Source organism: Amycolatopsis pigmentata (assembly GCF_042684065.1).
GTDB lineage: Bacteria > Actinomycetota > Actinomycetes > Mycobacteriales > Pseudonocardiaceae > Amycolatopsis_E > Amycolatopsis_E pigmentata.
The window spans coordinates 1-18,392 of record NZ_JBHUKR010000011.1; the positions used below are offsets into that span (position 1 = coordinate 1).

An 18,392-nucleotide genomic window follows, 5' to 3' on the forward strand; every position below is an offset into this window, starting at 1 on the left:
GCGAATCATCGTTCAACGTATGGAAAAGCATCCCCGCCTGCAACGGCGCCAACCGGTGTCGATCGCCCTCCTGTAGGGCGGTCTCAACCAGTCGGCCGAGCACCGCGAGTACCGCGTCGACGAATTTGTGGATGGTGGTTGGTTGGTGGACGTTTTTGGAGTATCGGGTGGTGAGGTGGAGTTGCCGGTTTCGAATGTTGGTGGTGATGTCCAAGAGGTGTTTGCGGGGGGCGGTGGGGTCGATGGTGTCGCCGGTGGGTTCGTTGTGGTGGGCGTAGTGGCCGAGTCCGGGTACTCGTGAGTCGTGTTGTCCCAGGTAGTTGAAGCTGATTTCGGGGGTTTGCCGGGCTGGGGTTTTTCCGGTGAGGTAGCGGCCGATGCCGTAACCCAGTCCCTTGCCGGGGATCTCGTCGAGTTGTGTGGCGACCGTGGTCAGGCACTCGACCGGATCGGTGGCCGTTCCCAGGTCGATCGTGACGGGGAAAATGGTGGTGAACCATCCCACCGTGCGTGAAAGGTCGACATCGTCGAAGATCTCTTCCCGGCCATGGCCTTCCATTTCCAGCAGGCACAAGGTTTGGCCGGTCCATTCCCGCATCGCCCAGGCCACGGCCAGCACCAACGCGTCGTTGACGCTGGTACCGAATACCCGGGTCACGTCGCGTACCAGCGCGGTGGTTTTTTCGGTGTCCCATGAGGCCTCGACGATGTCGACCGAGCCGAAGGAGTTGGTTCCGGTCCCCTCCCGCGGGACCGGGGCGGCGGCCGGTTGTTTTCGGTCCCAGTAGGTCAGGTCCATCGAGCTCGCGTGGCCGGCCAGGCGGGCCGACCATTCCCGGAACGAGGTGGTCTTCGGTGGCAGTGGTTTGTCCTCATAGGCCCGGCCGAGGTCGTCCAGCAGCACTCGCCAAGAGACACCGTCCACGACCAGGTGATGGACCACCATCAACAGCCGCTGTCCTCGGTCCGCCCCCAATTCCACCAGCACAACGCGAAGCACCGGGCCCGCCGCCAGATTCAGACTTCGCTGGACCTCGTCGGCCATCTCCCGCAACGCCTTCTGCACCTCGGCGGCGCCGGATAGATCCCGCTTGCCGACCACCCCCGCACCGGCATCACCGGCGATGGACTGGATCCAGCCATCGGAATGGCGACGGAATCGCGCCCGCAACATGTCGTGGTGATCCACCACGACATCCACCGCCGCCCGCAGTCGGTCGAGGTCGAGGTCTTCCACGACCAGCATCACGGCCTGGTTGAAATGGTGCGGCCGGGCGAGATCCCATTCGGCGAACCAGCGCTGCACCGGTGAGAGAGCAACCTCACCGGTGACAGTGCCCTGCTCGGCCATCACCGGCACGGCCGGCCCGGCGGCCGCTACCACACCGGCGACCGTCTGATGCTGGAACATCATCCGCGGTGTGAGGTCGACCCCGAGCCCTTTCAACCGCGCCACCACCTGAATACTCAGGATCGAATCCCCGCCCAACGCGAAAAAATTGTCGTGCGCACCCACCCGGTCAATACCCAGCACTTCGCCCCACACCCCGGCGACCACCCGCTCCGCCCCGTTCCGTGGTGCCACAAACCGGCCCTCCCACCCCGGACGGCGGCCATCCGGAACGGGCAACGCCCGCCGGTCGACCTTCCCACTCCCGGTCAACGGCAGCGCCTTCAGGAACACGAACCCGCTGGGCACCATATAGCCGGGCAGACTGCGCTCACACCACTCCCGCAACCCAGCCACACCCTCATCCCGGCCCTCCACCGGCACGCAGTAAGCGACCAACCGCCGGTCACCAGGAACGTCTTCCCGCACCACCACCACACACGAACCCACCCCCGGATGCCCGGTCAGCACCGACTCCACCTCGCCCGGCTCAATCCGGAAACCCCGCACCTTCACCTGATCATCACCACGACCCACGAACTCCAAATTCCCGTCCCGACGCCATCGCACCAAATCACCGGTCCGATACACCCGCGCCGAAGGATCCGACAAAAACGGATCAACCGAAAACCGCTGCGCCGTCAACTCAGGCCGATTCACATAACCCCGAGCAACCCCCACACCACCAACCAGCAACTCCCCCACCACACCAACCGGCACCAACCCATCGGTATCGTCAACCACATACACCCGAACATTCCCGACCGGGCGACCAATCCGGGTGCCGTCGACGGTGCCATTCTGGCGATACAGTGTCGCGCACACGGTCGTCTCCGTGAGGCCGTACGCGTTGATCAGTGTTGTGCCCGCGGCGTGTTCGGCGAGCACTTGGGGCGCCACGGCTTCGCCGCCGACGCACAGCGTCTTCAGGCGAGCCGTGCCGTCGGCCGGAATGCGAGTCAACAGAGAAGCCGCCAGGCCGAGAACGGTGACGCCGTAGTCGGCGATCGTCGACTCGAGCGTGATTCCGGGCAGCAGACCGGCCGGGGACGCGACGATCAAGGTCGCACCGGCGACCAGTGTCGTGAAGATCTCCCACGCCGACACGTCGAAGCTCACGGAGGCGAACTGGAGCAGTCTGCTGTTCTGCTCGACACCGTGATCCGACGACGCGGCCACGGTCAGGTTGACGAGGCTACGGTGCTCGACCTGGACGCCTTTGGGTTCGCCCGTGGAACCTGATGTGTAGATGACGTAGGCGAGGTCGTCCGGGCGAACGCCGGTCGCGGGGTTGGTGTCCGGTGTCGTGCTGATGGTGTTCCAGTCTTGGTCCAGTATCACGACCTCGCCGGTCGGTATCCGGTCACGTGTGGTGGTCTGTGTGACCACGATGGGAACGGCGGTGTCGGAGAGTATGAACGCCGTTCGCTGGGTGGGGTGGTCTGGATCCAGGGGCACGTATGCCGCACCGGCCTTCAACACGCCCAGCAGGGCCACGACCAGGTCCAAGGATCGTTCGACGCATACTCCGACCACCACGCCTGGCCCGGCGCCACGCTGTGCCAGGTGCCAGGCCAGGTGGTTGGCGCGGGCGTTCAGTTCTCGATAGGTCAACGATTCCGGCCCGAAGACCACCGCGACCGCATCCGGGTCGGCAACGACCCGTTGTTCGATCAATTCGTGCACGCACCGATCACGGGGAAAATCGACTTCGGTCTCGTTCCATTCGGCCAGTTGCCGCCGCTCGCCGGCGGTCAACATCTCCAGCTCGCGCAGCCGCCGTGAGGGATCGGTCACCGCGCTGTCCAGCAAGGTCACGAAGTGCCCCGCCATGTGCTCGATCGTGGGCGGGTCGAACAGATCGATGCTGTACACGAATCGGGCGCTCAGCCCGCCGTCTTCTTCGACCATGCTCAACGTCAGGTCGAACTTCGCCACCGACGATTCCACCGGCACCGGTTCGACGCGAAGGCCGGGCAGTTCCCACGAACCCGTTTCCGCGTTGTGCAAGACCAGCATCGCGTCGAACAACGGGGTCCGGCCCAGGTCGCGCTCCGGCGCCAGCTCCTCCACCAGCCGCTCGAACGGCAGGTCCTGATGGCCGAGCGCGTCCACCGCCCGCTCCCGCACCTCCACCAGGAAATCGCTGAACACCGGATTCCCCGACAGATCACCGCGCAGCACCACAGTGTTCACGAAAAATCCCACCAAGCCCTCGATCTCGGCTCGGCCGCGATTCGCCACCGGTGATCCCACGGTCACATCCGACTGGCCACTGTAACGGCCCAGCAGTACCTGAAATACCGCGAGCAGCACCATGAACAACGACGCATCATGCTCAGCGGCCAGCCGGCGCACCCGCGCCGTCACCTCCGGAGAAACCCGGAACGTCACAGCGCTTCCGGCCCCGCTGCGCACCGCTGGCCGTGGCCGATCACTCGGCAGTTCCAGCGGCTCAATCCCCGCCAACGCCGCGCGCCAGAAATCCAGTTGTCCGGCCAGTGCGTCACCCTGCAACGATTCCCGCTGCCACACCGCGAAATCCACGTACTGCACCGGCAACACATCCAGCGTGGCCGCCCGGCCCTCCACCGCGGCCGCATACAGTTCCCGGAATTCCCGCGTCAGCACCCCGAATGACCAACCATCAGCCACAATATGATGCAACGTCAACGCCAACACGAAATCCTCAGAACCCACGACGACCAGCACACCCCGCACCAACGGACCACACCGCAAATCCATCGGCCGGTGCAGCTCAGCCGCGAGAACCTCCTCCAGATCCCGCCCCCCATCCGAACCGGTCAGATCGACGAATTCCAGCGGAAACGGCGACGGCTCCTTGATGATCTGCACAGCGACACCCCCGACATCGTCGAACACCGTCCGCAACGGCTCGTGCCGGGCAATCAACCCATCGCAGGCAGCCTGCAACGCACCCACATCCAGACGACCACGCAACCGCATGGCCATCGGAATCAAATACTCACGACTGCCCGGCTCCAGCCGATCCAAGAACCACAACCGCTGCTGCGCGAACGACAACGGCAACCCGGCCGTGCCGCGCCGGTCCACCGGCCGGATCACCGATTTCGACGGCTCGGCAACAGACGCGAGCAGCGACCGGAAACCCTCGGCGGTGATGTCGCCGGAATCGCTCTCGAAGAACCGGGCGACCTCACCCATCAAGTCCGTCGCGATTTCGTCGCGATTGCCGTCACCGGTTTCCGCCATGGGCTTGTTCACAGTTGGCCGCCTAACGATTCGGTTTTCTCGGGCCCGGCGGGCGAATTGCTGCGACGCGCCATCATGTCGTGTGTGGCGTGGGCCAGTGCCGTCGTGAACCGGCCGAGGACCGGAGAGTCGAACAGGGTGCGTATCGCGATGTCGATGCCCAGTTCGTCCCGGACCCGCGAGATGACCCGGGCCGCCAGCAGCGAGTCCCCGCCGAGTTCGAAAAAGTCATCGTGGACGCCGATCTCGTCGACCCACAGGATGTCCGACCAGATCTTGGCGACCGTCCGCTCAGCGGGACTACGTGGTGCGACGAACCCGTTGCTCAGGTCCGGCCGGATGCCGTCCGGGGCCGGAAGCGCCGTCCGGTCCACCTTGCCGTTCGCCGCCAGCGGCAACTTGGGCAGCAGCACGAACACACTGGGCACGAGGTGAGCCGGCAGGCTGTGCTCGCACCACTCCCGCAACGCCGTGGTGCAGAGCGAAACGCCGTCTGCCGGCACGCAGTATGCGACCAGCCGCCGGGAACCGGGCAGGTCCTCCCGCACGGTGACCGCACACGAGGCCACACCGCGCCGCCCAGCCAGGACCGACTCCACCTCGCCTGGTTCGACGCGGAAGCCCCGCACCTTCACCTGATCGTCCCGCCTGCCGACGAACTCCAGGTTTCCGTCCGGCGTCCACCGGACGATGTCCCCGGTCCGGTACACGCGGGCGCCGTGATCGGATGAGAACGGGTCCGCGGTGAACCGCTGTGCGGTCAACTCGGGCCGGTTGAGGTAGCCGCGCGCGACGCCGACACCACCGATCAGGAGTTCGCCGGGGACGCCGATCGGCACGAGATGGTCGGCGTGGTCGACCACGTACACGACGACGTTCTGCACCGGCCGGCCGATGTGCACGGGCCTGCCGTACGACACCGTGCCGGATGTCGCCACCACGGTCGTCTCCGTGGGGCCGTAGTTGTTCACCAGGACGAACGGCAAATTCGCCCTGGGTATCGTGGTGAGCCGGTCACCACCGGTGAGCAGGTACCCGGGTGCCGGTCGGGACCAGGGCAGTGCCAGGACGGCCTCAGCGACCGGAGTCGGCAGGAATGTCACGTCGAAGCACTCGTCATTGATCCACCGCTGCAACTGTTGTGGATCTTCGACGGTCTGCGCGGAGGGGATCGAAACCGTGGCACCGGCAGCCAGCGCGGACCACAAATCCCAGGCCATCGCGTCAAACGCCATCGGCGAGGCCAGGGTTGTCCGTTTTCCCGGGCCGATGCCGAACGTGCGTCGGTGCCAGTCCACGAGGTTCACCAGACCCTGGTGTTCGACCTGGACGCCCTTGGGTTCACCGGTGGAACCCGACGTGTAGATCACGTAGGCCAGGTTGTCCGGCCGGACCCCGGTCGCCACATCGGTGTCCGGCAACGCACCGATGCTCGACCAGTCCTCGTCCATGAGCACGACATCTCCGGCCGGCAGCCGATCCCGCAGTCCGCTGTGGGTCAGGACCACGGGTGCGGCCGCGTCGGAAAGCAGGAACGCCAGCCGCTGCGCCGGGTACTCGGGGTCCATCGGCACGTAGGCCGCACCCGCCCGCAACACGCCCAACAATGCGACCACCAGATCCAGCGAGCGCGGAAGGCAGACACCGACGAGAACGTCCGGCCCGGCACGACGCCCGGCCAGGAACCGCGCCAGTTGGTTGGCGCGAGCGGTCAACTCGCCGTAGGTCAGCGACTCCATCGCGGACACCACGGCGACCGCGTCGGGATGGGCGGCGGCCTGCCTTCCGACCAACTCGTGCACACACACGTCACGCGGAAAGTCGGCCTCGGTGTCGTTCCACTCCACCAGCAATTGCGCTCGCTCGCTGGGCGTCAGCAACTCCAGATCGCTCAATCGGACCGGCGGATCAGCGATCACGTTCGCCAGCAGCGTCTGGTAATGCCCGGCCATCCGCCGCACGGTCGCCTGGTCGAACCGGGTGCCGCTATACCGGAAGCCGGCCGTCAGGCCGCCGTCCTGCTCGACGAAAGTCAGCGCCAGATCGAAGGCCGTCGCCGGCTCGGCCGGGACCGAGTCGAGCTGGAACAGCGGGGTGCGGGCGAGATCGTACTCGGCCCTCACGTCCGCGGGCAGGCTCTCGAAGGGCACGCTCCGGTGGGCGAACGCGTCGAGAGTGGCTTTCGTGGCCCGCGCGAGCAGGTCGCCGACGACAGGATCGCCCGACAGGTCCGCCCGGATCAGCAGGGTGTTCGCCCGGGTGCCCGACGGCTCGGCCGGCGTGGCGATCGCAATGTCCGGCTGTCCGGTGTAGCGGTTCAGCAGTGCCTGGAAGACCGACAGCAGCACCACGAACACCGAACAGTCGTGGGTCGCGGCCACGCGCCGGATCCCGGCCACGATGTCGGCGCGCACCGTGAACGGCACCGACCCACTACCGCTGTCGCGCCCGTCGAGCCGGGCGCGATCGGTCGGCAGGTCCGGCGGGCGTACGCCCGCCAGCGTCCGGCGCCAGAAACCCAGGTCTGACTCGGTCCCGACGACACCGTCAGCGCCGGCCTCGCTCATAACTCCTCCTGTAGGGCCGATTCGGGTTGCCGATGGCGGGCATCGCACCGCGAAACGCCTTCGGCAGCGGGGATTTCACGCATGCGGCGCAGCGGTGACCGGAAGATCGGCACGAAACCGACGCACGTCCCCACCGCGGCCACCAGCAATGTCGCTCGGGGCCCGATCGACGACCCCAGCAGACCGCCGAGCACCGCGCCCACCGGCGACGTACCCCACGTGAGAAATCGGAACGTCGAACTCACCCGGCCGAGCAGAGCGGGCGGGGTGATCGTCTGGCGGACGGTGCCCTGGACGATGTTCATGACCACCATGCAGCACACGGCGATCGCGTAGGCGACGGCAGCCGCCCAGACCCAACTCACGTTGTGCACCAACGGAAGCACGACGAGGAACGGCATGCCCACCAGCATCGACAGCCACATCAGCGGCCCCTGGCCGACCAGGTGGGACAGCCTGCGGGCGACGAGCGCGCCGACAATGCCGCCGGCACCGGAGACGCTCATCACCAACCCGATGACAGCGGGAGTCAGCCGCAGCCAGTTCGCCAGGTAGATCGTCATCATCGAGCTGTAGGCCAGGCCGAACAAGTTCGACCATCCGACGCTGATCGCCATGGCCCGCAGCAACCTGTTCCCGAACACGAACGCCAGACCGACGCCCACCTCGTGAATCAGCCGCCGACGGCCCCGGACGGACCGGCGGGTGGGCGCGCTCTCCGGTATCCACAGCACCGCGGCCGCGGATAACGCGAGCGACGCGCATGTCACGACCAGCGCGAACGGTGCGGTGAGGACCGCGATCACCTGTCCGGCCAGGCCCGGACCGCCGAGGCGGAACACCTGCTCGATACCGGCGAGCTTCGCGTTGCCCTCGGTGAGATCGGAGCGGGTGACCAGCAGCGGCAGGTAGCTCTGCCGCGCCACCAGGCCGAACACGTTCGCGATCCCCATCGTGAACGCGACCGCGTACAGCAGCCAGATCGAGAGGTGACCGGCCCACCAGGCCACCGGGACCGTCAGCGCGACGAGCGATCTCGTCCCGTCGGCGACCGCGATCACCGCCCGGGGCCGGAGCCGGTCGACCAGCGCGCCGGCCGGCAGCCCGACGAGCAGGAACGCGGCCGTCGACAACGCCGTGACGGCCGCCACCTGGAACGGGCTCGCTTTCAAGGTCAGGACCGCGACCAGCGGTATCGCCAGCAGCGCGACCTGGTTGGCGAATGCGTTGACGGCCGAGGACGTGATGAGCTTGGCGAATCGTCGGTCGCGCAGCAGCCCGAGAGCGGACGGACCGCTCGACGCCGTCATTCGCGTGCTCCTCCGGTCGGCGACATCGGCTCTGTTACGCGCCCGCTTCCGTCCTCGGGCAGTTGGCGCCATGGAGCCGGCGCAGGTAGTCGACCGCGCTCGGCAGGGAGCCGGCCAGTTCGTCCTGCTCCCGCCGGATCCGCGCGAACTCCAGCTCCGCCGCCGCGACGGCCGCGTCGCGGTGCGCGAGGATCGGGACGTCATCCGGGAGCAGCCCGAGGCCGGCGAGAACGCAGTAGTAGTTGCTGTTCGTCCAGAAATTGCGGAACTCCTCGTCGAAGTTGTGGTAATAGCTGTCCGCGTCGACGGAGGGCATGTTCACCGGCAGGCCGGCCTTGTACATGGCGATCTTCTCGACGAACTGCGGCGCGAGCCGTAGGTCCTTGTTCGCCTTCCAGAACGGCGTGTCCATCCGTGGTGAATAGTGGAAATGGGCCTGGATGAAGTCCCTCGTGTCGTCGAACATGGTCGCGATTTCCTTGTTGAACCGCTCGGTGAGCACCGGGTTGAACGTCCGGTCGGGGAAGTGCTTCACGAGTTGGTAGAGCGCGCCGTAGATGAAATAGATACCGGTCGACTCCAGCGGCTCGACGAAACAGGACGCGAGACCGATTGCGACGCAGTTGTTGACCCACGCGCGGCGGTTCCGCCCGACCTGGAACCGGATGTGGTTGAGCGGCACCGTTTCGGGATCCAGGCCCCAAAGCGAGCAGAATTCCTCGGTGGCCTCGTCCTGACTCGCGAACTGGCTTGCGTAGACGTAGCCGGTGCCGAACCGGGTGAGCATCGGGATCTTCCACGTCCAGCCGGAACTCATCGCGATCGACGAGGTGTACGGCTCGACGCCGTGCTGGTCGTCGTCGTGCGGCAGGGCCGTGGCGACGGCGCGGTCGCACAACAGGTACTCGTTCATGTCGATGAACGGCTCGCCCAGCGCCCCGTTGATCAGCAGGCGGCGGAACCCGGAGCAGTCGACGAACAGGTCACCCGCGATGGCCGTGCCGTCGGTCGTGGTGATCGACTCGAGGTGGCCGCGGTCGTCGATCGACGCGTGGTCCATCACGCCCTGGATATGGCGGACACCGTGGCGTCGGGTCGCGAATCTGCACAGGTAGTCCGCCACCAGTTGGGCGTCGAAGTGCCATGCGTAGTTCGCCGCGCGGCGGCCGTCGTACCAGCGTGGCGCCCGGTTGCCGTCCAGGGCACGAGTCTCCCGATAGCACAACCGGTCGAAGGGTTCGGTCGTCTCGCCGGATCTGCGGCGGTGCAGCCAGTAGTGGGACAGCGGCAGGCCCTCGTGGACGGGCAGTTGGCCGAAGAGGTGGTAGAAGTCGTCAGCGCCGCCGTCGCCGCAGGCACGGGGGCTCGGCGTCGACCGGCCCGCCGATCGCCAGTTGATGAACCGGATGCCCATCTTGTAGCTGGCATTGCACTCCCGCATCCACTCTTCCTCCGGTATACCGAGGAAGTCGAAGAAGGCCGTCTGCAGGTTGGGGATTGTCGCCTCGCCGACACCGATCCGAGGAATTGCCGGTGCCTCGAGAACGGTGATCGAAACGCCGGCGCCCAGCGCCCTGGCCAGATACGCGGCTGCCATCCAGCCCGCCGTTCCGCCCCCCAGGATGACGATGTCACGAATTCGCTCGTCGGTCGACACTGCCGGGCCCCCATTCGGTCGGTGACAATTCACCTCGGTCGTGTTCGCCTACCAGCTGAGTTCACGGTGGCGAAGCAGGTGTTCGGCTTCGATTCCTTCTCTCTTGCACATCAACAGGAACTCGTCGACCTCTTGGAGCTGGTAGGAATCGGGCGTGTAACTGGTGGCCATCACGTGTTGCAGCCAGTCCTCCTCACCCATGGCGTAGACGAACGCCTGCGTGATGCCCAGTTCCTGGACGATGCCAAGCGCCTGGGCGGCGTTTGAACCGGACAGCTTCCGGGTTTCGCTCAGCTTGCGCGGTATCGGCCGGGTGAACAGCGGCCGGTACAGCCAGGTCAGGGGCGCTCCGTCGCATTCCATGCCGACGAAGCCGATGTCGGCCGGGCCGAGCACGGCCCGGATGCGCGCGTAGAGCTCCCGGTCCAGTCCGGACGAATCAGCCCCGACGAACACCCGCTTGCCCGCAAGGTCGACCCAGTACGTCGTCTTGGCCCGGATGTCGAGATCGCAGTGTTCACCGAGGAACGGAGTGGCGGTGATGCTCCCGTCGGCGAAGGGCACCACGTCGAAGTCGTCGACTTCGCGAACGTGGAACCCAGCCGCCTCCAGGAACAGGCGAATCGACGGATCCTGCCGGAAACCGCTGCCGCTGCGGGGAACGACGACGAGGTCGACGCGGTTGCGAATATGCAGCAGTGTCTCCATCACGATGTGGTCCTGGTGCCCGTGGGTGATCAGCACGTAGTCGATCCGGTCGGGCAGGTCGGCGTAGGTGAGCCGGTCGCCTGCGGCCGTGTCCGAGCTGATGAACGGATCGACCAGGATGGCCACCGACGGGGTCTGCAGCAGGATGCAGGCGTGCCCGAAGTAGCGAATGCGGGCGCCTTCGGTGACGTGCCGTCCCTCCACCAGGGGGCGTTCGGGAGTGAGCAGGGACAGCAGCAGGTCCCGCTGGTCGGGTCCGACGCCCAGCAGGTCGGCCAGTTCGTCTGCCGGCCGTCCGGCGCGTTCGCACGCGAACAGCGTGTCGATGGCCGGGTCAGCCAGCCGCAGAGGCAGTTGGAGGTGACCGGCGGCAGGCAGGCGGGGTGTGCTCAGGATGAACGGCGGTGACGAGCCGTCGTCCACCGAGAGGTCGATGGACTCGCGTGCCGGCCGGTGCACCGGTGTCCGGTAGAGCAATGCCTCCATGAAGCGCAGTTGCGGATGGTGATCCAGGTCGTACACGAGTTCGGCGCAGCCACGGACTTCCTCCGGAAGCCTGGCGTACAGCTCGGACATGCCATAGCCCGTCGCCTCGTCCCGCAGGAGCTGTTCGGCCTCGGCGATCGCGTTCGCCAGCGCGATGGCGGCTTTGTTGTTCTCGGTTATCGTGTGGCGCAGATCGCGTACCTCGTCGATCCGCGCGACGTCGACGTCCAGGAAATAGCCGCCCTTCATCGCCGGGTCCGCAACGGCCCGTGCGTGGTCGTTCGGATTCTCCACGAAGGAGTCGAGAAGTGGCAGGTGTAGTTTGGCGGTGTTCATCGCACCGGCAACGGGTGCGAAGCTGTGCAGCCACGCACAGAAATTGTCGATCAGGCCTTCAACGCGCACATTGGGACGAAGAAACATCTTTTGTTCGTTCACTGATTCCCTCGAATCGTCGTCACACGAACCAGGTAGCTCAAACGGAACGATGCAGCCCGACAACGCGTGACCCGTAATCGGTCAGAACACGTACACCGGTGCGGACGAGCTGGCTCCGGCGTCGACAAAGGCGGCCAATTCCGTGGAATGATACAGCGTCCAGTTTCGTACCGGGCTCGTGAACAGTGCCGAGGTCCCGGCGCCGCAGACGTACATGCCATAGTCGCCGACAGGGTTGCCACTGGCCGGTCGCCAGATGACTCCGGCGTGGGCACATTTGCTGTCTGCCGAATTGTCGGTCACTCGAACCGCCCAGTAGTCACCCGTCGTCACGTGGTCCTTGCACAGCAATCCATCCACGATGGCACCGCGGGTCGAGTCGACGACGTAGGCATAGTCCAGCCAGTCGTCGCCCCCCGCACAGGACGGATCGGGCGCTGCGTGCGGACTCGCGATGTGCTGTGCGGCGGTCGCGGACCCGGCAGGCCAGACGACTGTCGCCAAGATTGCCAGTGCGACCGCGGCGGAAGACCCCATCCGGCTAAACCGATACATGATGTCATCTCCTTCCGATGAAGTGCGGCAGGTGGCGGTCACAGGTAATAGAAGTCGTGGGTGATCTGGTGGGTGTCGTGGTAGAGCTGGGTGGATTGCAGATCGAGGCCCACTGCCGCGTAGGCACCCGGTGCCCCGGCCACGGTGACGCCCCATGGCTTCGGCGTGGTGCCACAGACCTGCGGAACCTTCACCGTGCTGTCGATCGTGTGGCCGGGCAGGAAGAACTTCAACTGCAGCGAGGCGCATTCGCTGGGATCGGTGGCCCAAAGGGTGCCGCTTACCTGTAACTGGCCACCGTCCTGATTGACCGCGACAGTGGCCTTCGCGCCCAGCGCGCATTCCTGCGCGCCAGAACATCCATCCCCGAGACTGATCAGCTCGTCGGAGACGTCGCCGAAATCGGGAGCCGCCGAGCTGCTTTCAGTGCTGTTGGCCGAGACGTAGTCGAGGCCGTTGAGAATTTCGTTGTCAAGGTAGTTCCGGTTGGTCGTCCAAATCCCGTCGGTTTCGGACTCGTCCGGCACGCCCCACCATCTGATCTTGAGACCTTGATCGTGCGCCATCGTCGCGAGCTTGTCGGCCACGGCCGCGTACGACTGGAGGTTCAGGCTGTCCAGTCGCTTCCAGGATTTTGTCTCGCTGACCGTCCTGCAGTTCGGGTCCGGCTGGTAGCTCGATGCGTGGACACGCAGGTACGCATCGACGTGGCACCACTCGACATTCACCAGCGGCGCGATGGACAGGTTGGGGAGCGTGTGGCTCGCGGCCTCGTCGAGAAAGGTGTCGTCGGTAAGGTTGACGAAGGTGTCCTGCACGGGATTGGTGCGCACGCTGTTGGCGTTCGCCTGGCCCGTGAGCAGCACAGTCACCATGCCCTCGGTCACCTTGCCGTTGGACACCGTGGTCAGCATGGGCAGGTACGAGGCCAGTTCGACCTGCAGGGCATCGATCGCGGTGTCGTTGGCCGGCGCGGTGTCCTTGATTTCCACCACCAGGGTGAACGGACGCGGCCAGCCGGGGTACAACCATTTCCGCCCGGCCGGTCGCTCGTTGTACCGCTGCCACAGCGGGGCCAGATACTTGTCGATCAGGGTGCCCCGCACAGGGTCGTTCGGACCGTGTTTGAGAAGCAGTTGTGCACTCGGGCCGTCGTAGTACACGTCAGCCTCGGCGCTGGCCGCGCCGTAGCCCAGCGCTGTGCACAGCGGCGGTGTGGAGTGGTCGTAGTCGTTGTGCGAATGCATGTGCTGCAAAGCCAAGTCGCCGGGCTCGCAGGTCGCGTCACTCGATGTGGATGGCGTAACCGCCGATGCCGACGTTGTGGTCGGAACTCCCGCCACAAGCGCCGCCAGGACAATGATGCCGGCGACCAGCGACCGCCTGGGACACGGTGTTTCTCGTTTGCCCGGTAGATGGTCGAGCACCCTTTACCCCCACGGTCGAAACTCACCGGATTGATTCGGCCTCGGCATACGGGGGAGGAACAAGCGGAGGGCCCCCTCGGCGTATGCGGCCGTGACCGAGGTTGGCATTCACGATCGATTTGAGACAAGCTTGTCCCGGGCTTCCGGGACGTCCCGGGGATGAACAATCCGATGACCTGCATGGTTGCGGTCCGGCGGTGGGGCGGGCAGCCTGGTTTGGGACGCGTGGAGGGGACGAATGCCGTCACAGAAGGGCAATACCTCCGGCAGAGACTCTGGAGATCACCCGGTCACTCGGCTCGCCACGAAATTGCGGCAACTCCAGGTTAGAACCGGCAGGAGTCTGAAGGATCTTGAGGCGGAAGTCCACGTCAGCGATTCCTCGCTGTCGCGATATCTGGCAGGGCGAGCCGTCCCGCCGTGGTCAGTCGTCGAACGACTGAGCGCACTCGCCGGCCGAGACGCCGACGTACTGCATCCCCTGTGGCAAGAAGCCAGCCGCGCGCGTCGGCCGACGACCGGTGCGCCCGACGACGCATCCGCCCAACCACTCTTGACTGATTCGCCTCCCGCGCGGCCGACTACCTGGCGGCACCGCCACCACCGGCTGCTACTGGCGACGGCGTTCCTGGCCACAGCGTTGGTGTTCGGTACCGGCGGCGTACTCATCGGCCGCCAGTTCGGCGTTCATGTCATCACTTTGAAGCCGACCGAGGATGCGGTCTGTCGCGACTGGCCCTGGCCCGCCAACGACGGCGACGGTCAGGCGGTGCGACCGGCGGTCCACCCGCAGGCCCCCGACCACTCGCCCACGATCGAACTGATAGCGGGTAAGGCGACCGACGGCAAGTTCGCGACCTGGGCGAGAATCACCAACGCCGCTTTCGGTGACCGAGTCTGGTTGGACGTGAGCACCGATAGCGCACGCAGCTGGACACAGTGCGGCCCATTCCCGGTCACGACCAGCACGGGCACCTCACGCGCCCACGAGACCGGACCCAACATGTTGTTTCGCGCCTGCGGAGACGTCCCGACACCCGCCCCCAATGCCCGCGGCGAAATGTGTACGAACTGGTAACCTTTCCGAGACAACGGCTCGCGGCACCCCGTCGGTGCGGCTCGAGCGATTCGAAGATCGCGTCGGCCGGCCAACCTGTGTCCGGACACGCTGGACGACGCGCAGGCTGCCGCACTGACCCGACTGAAGGGCAGCAGCTACGAGCTGTGCTTCGCTTTCCTTGACCATACAGGCCTTTCCCGCTGACCAAGATCACCCAAAAACCGAAAGATCTTTAAGTGAGGACGACGGAGGCCCCGGCAGCGGAAAGGCCTCGGGCAATTCCGGCAGCGATGCCGCGGGAGGCGCCGGTGACGAGTGCCCGACGGCCAGCGAGCCGACCGGTCGAGGGTGAGGGTGTGGTGTTCATGGCTTGCCTTTCATGGGCCATCCACCCGAGGAGTGTCTGCGTGCGACGGCCGAGAAGTGCGTCAGTGACGCACTGGTGACGGCTCTATGGTCAGAAAGTGGGGAGTTCGCCGCCATCGACGACGAGGTTCGCTCCGGTGACCCACTGGGCGCGGTCGGAGGCGAGGTAGGCGACCGCTTCAGCGATGTCGCGCGGGTCTCCCGGCCGGCCGAGGGGGACGGCTGACGTCGTGGCCTCCAGGGGAACGCCCATGGCGTCGGCGAAGTTCTGACGGATCGCGTCGGCGCCGGGGGTGAGGACGTTGCCGGGCATGATGGTGGCGACGCGGATGCCGACCGGGGCGAGCTCGGAGGCGAGCGCCTTGCTGTAGGCGTTGAGGGCCGCCTTCGCGGCGCCGTAGTGGGCCAACGGTGCCGCCGGCAGGACGGCCGACCCGGAGGAGATGTTGACCACGACGCTGCCGGCACCGGATTCGCGCAGAGCCGGCAGGAGCGCACCCGTGACCCGCACGGCGGACAGGTAGTTGAGGTCGAGGGCGTCGAGCCATTCCTCGTCGGGGATCGACGAGATGCCCCCGAGGTGGGCGCGGGCGGCAGCGGCGTTGTTGACGACGATGTCGATGCCGCCGAGCTCACCGAGCGCTGCCGCGGCGAATGCCTGGACGCAGGCGAGGGTACTGATGTCGCCCGGGATGAAGGTGGCGCCCTTCGGCGTCTCGTCGGTGGCGCTGCGTGCCGTGGTGACGACGCTCGCACCGCCGTCGAGCAGCCGCTGCACGATGGCAGCTCCGATGCCGCGGGAGCCGCCGGTGACGATCACCCGTTTGCCGGCGAACTCGGTGGGATCGGAAGGCGTAAGGGTTTTGAACATGCGGTCCAGAATACATATTCTGGACCGATTGTCCAGAACTGCGTACGCTCGGCCCATGGCCAGGCCGCGGAAGTTCGATGAAGCCGACGTGCTGGATGCTGCTCGGCAACAGTTCACCGAGACCGGTTATCACGGCACCTCCGTCGACGACCTGTCGCGAGCGACCGGGCTGAGCAAGGGCAGCCTGTACGCAGCGTTCGGTGACAAGCAGGCGCTCTTCCAGCGGGTGTTCGACGACTACTGCGCCGGATCGGAGGCGATGGCCGCAGCCCGGATCGACGGACCTGAGGACGAAGCCCTCATCCGGCTCCGGGCGTGGCTGCACTCACCGGAGATCACCAACCGGTACGGCTGCCTGCTCGCAAAGGGCACCGCGGAGTTGGCCTCCGAGAACGACGCGGTCGCCGCGCGCTCGCTGGCGACGTACGAGACCCTGCTGGACAGCTGTCGCCAGCTCATCGAGCAGGCCCAGCGCGCCGGGCTCGTCGACCCGGGAGCCGACGCGGAGGCGCTCGGCGGCCTGATCGTCACCACGCATCGCGGTCTGGAAGCACTCGCGAAGGCAGGGGTCGACCCGGCGACGCGGAATCGCATCGCCGATGCAGCGATCGCTGGCATCTCCCAGAAGACCGCGCGGCCGTGAACGCTCTCCATGGAGTTGACGTCGCTGATGAGCTCCGACAGGTGCACGACCACTGGACAGCAGTCACGCTCGTTCGCGACGTTCAGCCTCAACACCGTCCCCATCGCCGTCCGCTCCGCGCACTTCGACGCCGCCGCGAAGCGACGCCTGCATCCCGTCGTACACGACGTGCTGCGACTCGATCAGGCTGCCGAGGCACACCGGTTGCTCACCCAGATACCGAGGACCGGATGCGCCTGGTTCGCGCTGGCTATTTCGGCGTCGAACCCCTCATGTCCGAGGTCGACAAGCGCTTGTCGGACGGGAAGCCCCACGACGTCTTCCGGGCGGAAACCGGGCTTTCTCGCTGGCCCGCCATCCCGGATGCCCTTGCGCCCCATTCCGCCAAGGTAGGCGAAGCTCGGAGGCAGCGCGAGAACGTAAAGGTGTTGGTCGTTGCGGCGTGGGTACAGCTGCCCGGCGATCCACGCCGGGCACCCTCGAACGGCGACTGGTCTGGACCTACGCCCAGGCACGCCGTCAGTTGAGCAAGATCGCTTTGGTGATCTCGTCAGGGTGGGTGAGCATGCCGTCGTGGGGTCCCGGCACGATCACCGGGGTCAGTCCGAGGCGCGCGGCGAACTCGGCGCCCGGCCGCGCCAGCACCTGGTCGTTCTCGGCGAGCAGATAGGTCAGGTCCACGTCGAGGGTCGTGAGGTCGGGCAAGTCGAGGGCGTCGGTGTAATAGGCGCCGGGAGTGGGTTCGAGCAAGTCGAACAGAAGGTCGCGAGTGGCTTGTGGTGCGTCGGGCGCGAGCAGATCGGCCAGCTCCCGGGGGAAGCCGACGGTGCCGTCCGGGCTCGCCGCGATGGCGTCCCGGATCATCGTGGCGTAGTCCGCGTTCTCGTCCACCAGCGGCACACCGCGGGCGGGGACCAGCGCGCTGTAGAAGATCACCTTCGAGACCCGGCCCGCGAGCCGGTGCGTGGCGCCGGTGACCGGATAACCGCCCCAGCTGTGCGCAACGAAGGTGATGTCGGTCAGCTCGCGGTCGAGCACCGCCCCCGCCGCGCTTGGCAGCAGGTCACTGCGGGTGACGTAGGCTTGCCCGGCTTCGTGCGAGCGCTGCCCTGGGGCCGCTCGACGTCGGTGCGGCCCGGCGGTCGAGCCCTCCCTATTCTGGCCAGATGGCCGACACGCACACCTATGACGTCGCGATCGAATGGACCGGAAACCTTGGCACGGGCACCGATAGTTACCGCTCCTTCAGCCGTGCTCATGAAGTGCTGGCGGCCGGAAAGACGCCCATCGCCGGGTCCTCGGACGCGGCTTTTCGTGGGGACCCGGCCCGGTGGAACCCCGAGGAATTGCTGGTGGCCTCCATCGCGCAGTGCCACATGCTCTGGTACCTCCACCTTTGCGCCGTGGGTGGCGTCGCCGTCCTCGACTACGAAGACCACGCTCACGGGGTCATGACCATGGACGCCACCGGCGGCGGAGGCCAATTCACCGAGGTGACCCTTCACCCCGAAGTGATCGTTGCCGACGCTGCCATGGTGGACAAGGCCATCGAGTTGCACGGCGAAGTCGGTTCGGTGTGCTTCATCGCGCGCTCGGTGAACTTCCCGATCCACCATGAGCCTCGCGTCCGCGCCCAGTAGGCCAGCGCGGGCACCCCGGCAATAGGACTCGAATTCGGTA

The 18,392-nt window shown here is 66.3% G+C and carries 12 protein-coding genes and 1 pseudogene; 4 read left to right on the plus strand and 9 right to left on the minus strand.

Annotated elements, in window-relative coordinates; genetic code table 11:
- The 7 genes from ACFSXZ_RS22105 to ACFSXZ_RS22135 form a co-directional block, all read right to left on the minus strand.
- Positions 1-4,636 (minus strand): amino acid adenylation domain-containing protein (locus ACFSXZ_RS22105; protein ID WP_378267049.1); only part of this gene is annotated, 4,636 nt, incomplete at its 3' end.
- On the minus strand, positions 4,633-7,191 hold the full coding sequence (locus tag ACFSXZ_RS22110) for a non-ribosomal peptide synthetase (RefSeq protein ID WP_378267050.1): 2,559 nt from the start codon (positions 7,189-7,191) through the stop codon (positions 4,633-4,635). The genes ACFSXZ_RS22110 and ACFSXZ_RS22105, both read right to left, overlap by 4 nt.
- On the minus strand, positions 7,188-8,501 hold the full coding sequence (locus ACFSXZ_RS22115) for an MFS transporter (protein ID WP_378267051.1): 1,314 nt from the start codon (positions 8,499-8,501) through the stop codon (positions 7,188-7,190). Before ACFSXZ_RS22115 ends, ACFSXZ_RS22110 begins: the two co-directional genes overlap by 4 nt.
- A gap of 34 nt (positions 8,502-8,535) precedes the next feature.
- Positions 8,536-10,158, minus strand: a complete 1,623-nt coding sequence (locus ACFSXZ_RS22120) for a tryptophan halogenase family protein (protein WP_378267052.1) — start codon at positions 10,156-10,158, stop codon at positions 8,536-8,538.
- A gap of 48 nt (positions 10,159-10,206) precedes the next feature.
- Positions 10,207-11,757, minus strand: a complete 1,551-nt coding sequence (locus ACFSXZ_RS22125; protein ID WP_378267053.1) for an MBL fold metallo-hydrolase — start codon at positions 11,755-11,757, stop codon at positions 10,207-10,209.
- Positions 11,758-11,871: 114 nt separating this feature from the next.
- On the minus strand, positions 11,872-12,387 hold the full coding sequence (locus ACFSXZ_RS22130; RefSeq protein ID WP_378267054.1) for a hypothetical protein: 516 nt from the start codon (positions 12,385-12,387) through the stop codon (positions 11,872-11,874).
- Entirely contained in the window at positions 12,384-13,592 is a 1,209-nt protein-coding gene (locus tag ACFSXZ_RS22135) for a hypothetical protein (RefSeq protein ID WP_378267055.1), read from the minus strand. Before ACFSXZ_RS22135 ends, ACFSXZ_RS22130 begins: the two co-directional genes overlap by 4 nt.
- A 418-nt stretch (positions 13,593-14,010) precedes the next feature.
- Between ACFSXZ_RS22135 and ACFSXZ_RS22140 the strand changes: the two are divergent.
- Both ACFSXZ_RS22140 and ACFSXZ_RS22145 read left to right on the plus strand, forming a co-directional pair.
- A pseudogene (locus ACFSXZ_RS22140) lies at positions 14,011-14,235 on the plus strand (helix-turn-helix domain-containing protein); the annotation flags it as partial.
- A gap of 90 nt (positions 14,236-14,325) precedes the next feature.
- Complete coding sequence (locus ACFSXZ_RS22145) at positions 14,326-14,850, plus strand: hypothetical protein (protein WP_378267613.1); 525 nt, start codon at positions 14,326-14,328, stop codon at positions 14,848-14,850.
- Positions 14,851-15,289: 439 nt separating this feature from the next.
- Here the strand turns inward: ACFSXZ_RS22145 and ACFSXZ_RS22150 are convergent, their stop codons facing one another.
- Complete coding sequence (locus tag ACFSXZ_RS22150; protein ID WP_378267056.1) at positions 15,290-16,069, minus strand: SDR family oxidoreductase; 780 nt, start codon at positions 16,067-16,069, stop codon at positions 15,290-15,292.
- A 55-nt stretch (positions 16,070-16,124) separates the two neighbouring features.
- Between ACFSXZ_RS22150 and ACFSXZ_RS22155 the strand changes: the two genes are divergently transcribed.
- Positions 16,125-16,712: a TetR/AcrR family transcriptional regulator gene (locus ACFSXZ_RS22155; protein WP_378267057.1), complete on the plus strand. Its 588-nt coding sequence runs from the start codon at positions 16,125-16,127 to the stop codon at positions 16,710-16,712.
- 519 nt (positions 16,713-17,231) lie between these two features.
- On the opposite strand, the gene ACFSXZ_RS22160 is transcribed toward ACFSXZ_RS22155, so the two are convergent.
- Positions 17,232-17,915 carry an alpha/beta fold hydrolase gene (locus ACFSXZ_RS22160; RefSeq protein WP_378267565.1) on the minus strand — a complete coding sequence of 228 codons (684 nt, stop codon included), beginning with the start codon at positions 17,913-17,915 and terminating at the stop codon, positions 17,232-17,234.
- Between ACFSXZ_RS22160 and ACFSXZ_RS22165 the strand changes: the two genes are divergently transcribed.
- Positions 17,879-18,352: an OsmC family protein gene (locus ACFSXZ_RS22165; protein WP_378267058.1), complete on the plus strand. Its 474-nt coding sequence runs from the start codon at positions 17,879-17,881 to the stop codon at positions 18,350-18,352. The two genes, ACFSXZ_RS22160 and ACFSXZ_RS22165, sit on opposite strands and share 37 nt — an antisense overlap.
- The last annotated feature ends 40 nt before the right edge of the window (positions 18,353-18,392 follow it).

Bases quoted from the DNA above. Each gene is read 5' to 3' on its own strand.
- ACFSXZ_RS22110 (WP_378267050.1), bottom strand. From the start codon at position 7,191: ATGAGCGAGGCCGGCGCTGACGGTGTCGTCGGGACCGAGTCAGACCTG.
- ACFSXZ_RS22115 (WP_378267051.1), bottom strand. From the start codon at position 8,501: ATGACGGCGTCGAGCGGTCCGTCCGCTCTCGGGCTGCTGCGCGACCGA.
- ACFSXZ_RS22135 (WP_378267055.1), bottom strand. From the start codon at position 13,592: ATGCATTCGCACAACGACTACGACCACTCCACACCGCCGCTGTGCACA.
- ACFSXZ_RS22150 (WP_378267056.1), bottom strand. From the start codon at position 16,069: ATGTTCAAAACCCTTACGCCTTCCGATCCCACCGAGTTCGCCGGCAAA.
- ACFSXZ_RS22155 (WP_378267057.1), top strand. From the start codon at position 16,125: ATGGCCAGGCCGCGGAAGTTCGATGAAGCCGACGTGCTGGATGCTGCT.
- ACFSXZ_RS22165 (WP_378267058.1), top strand. From the start codon at position 17,879: ATGGCCGACACGCACACCTATGACGTCGCGATCGAATGGACCGGAAAC.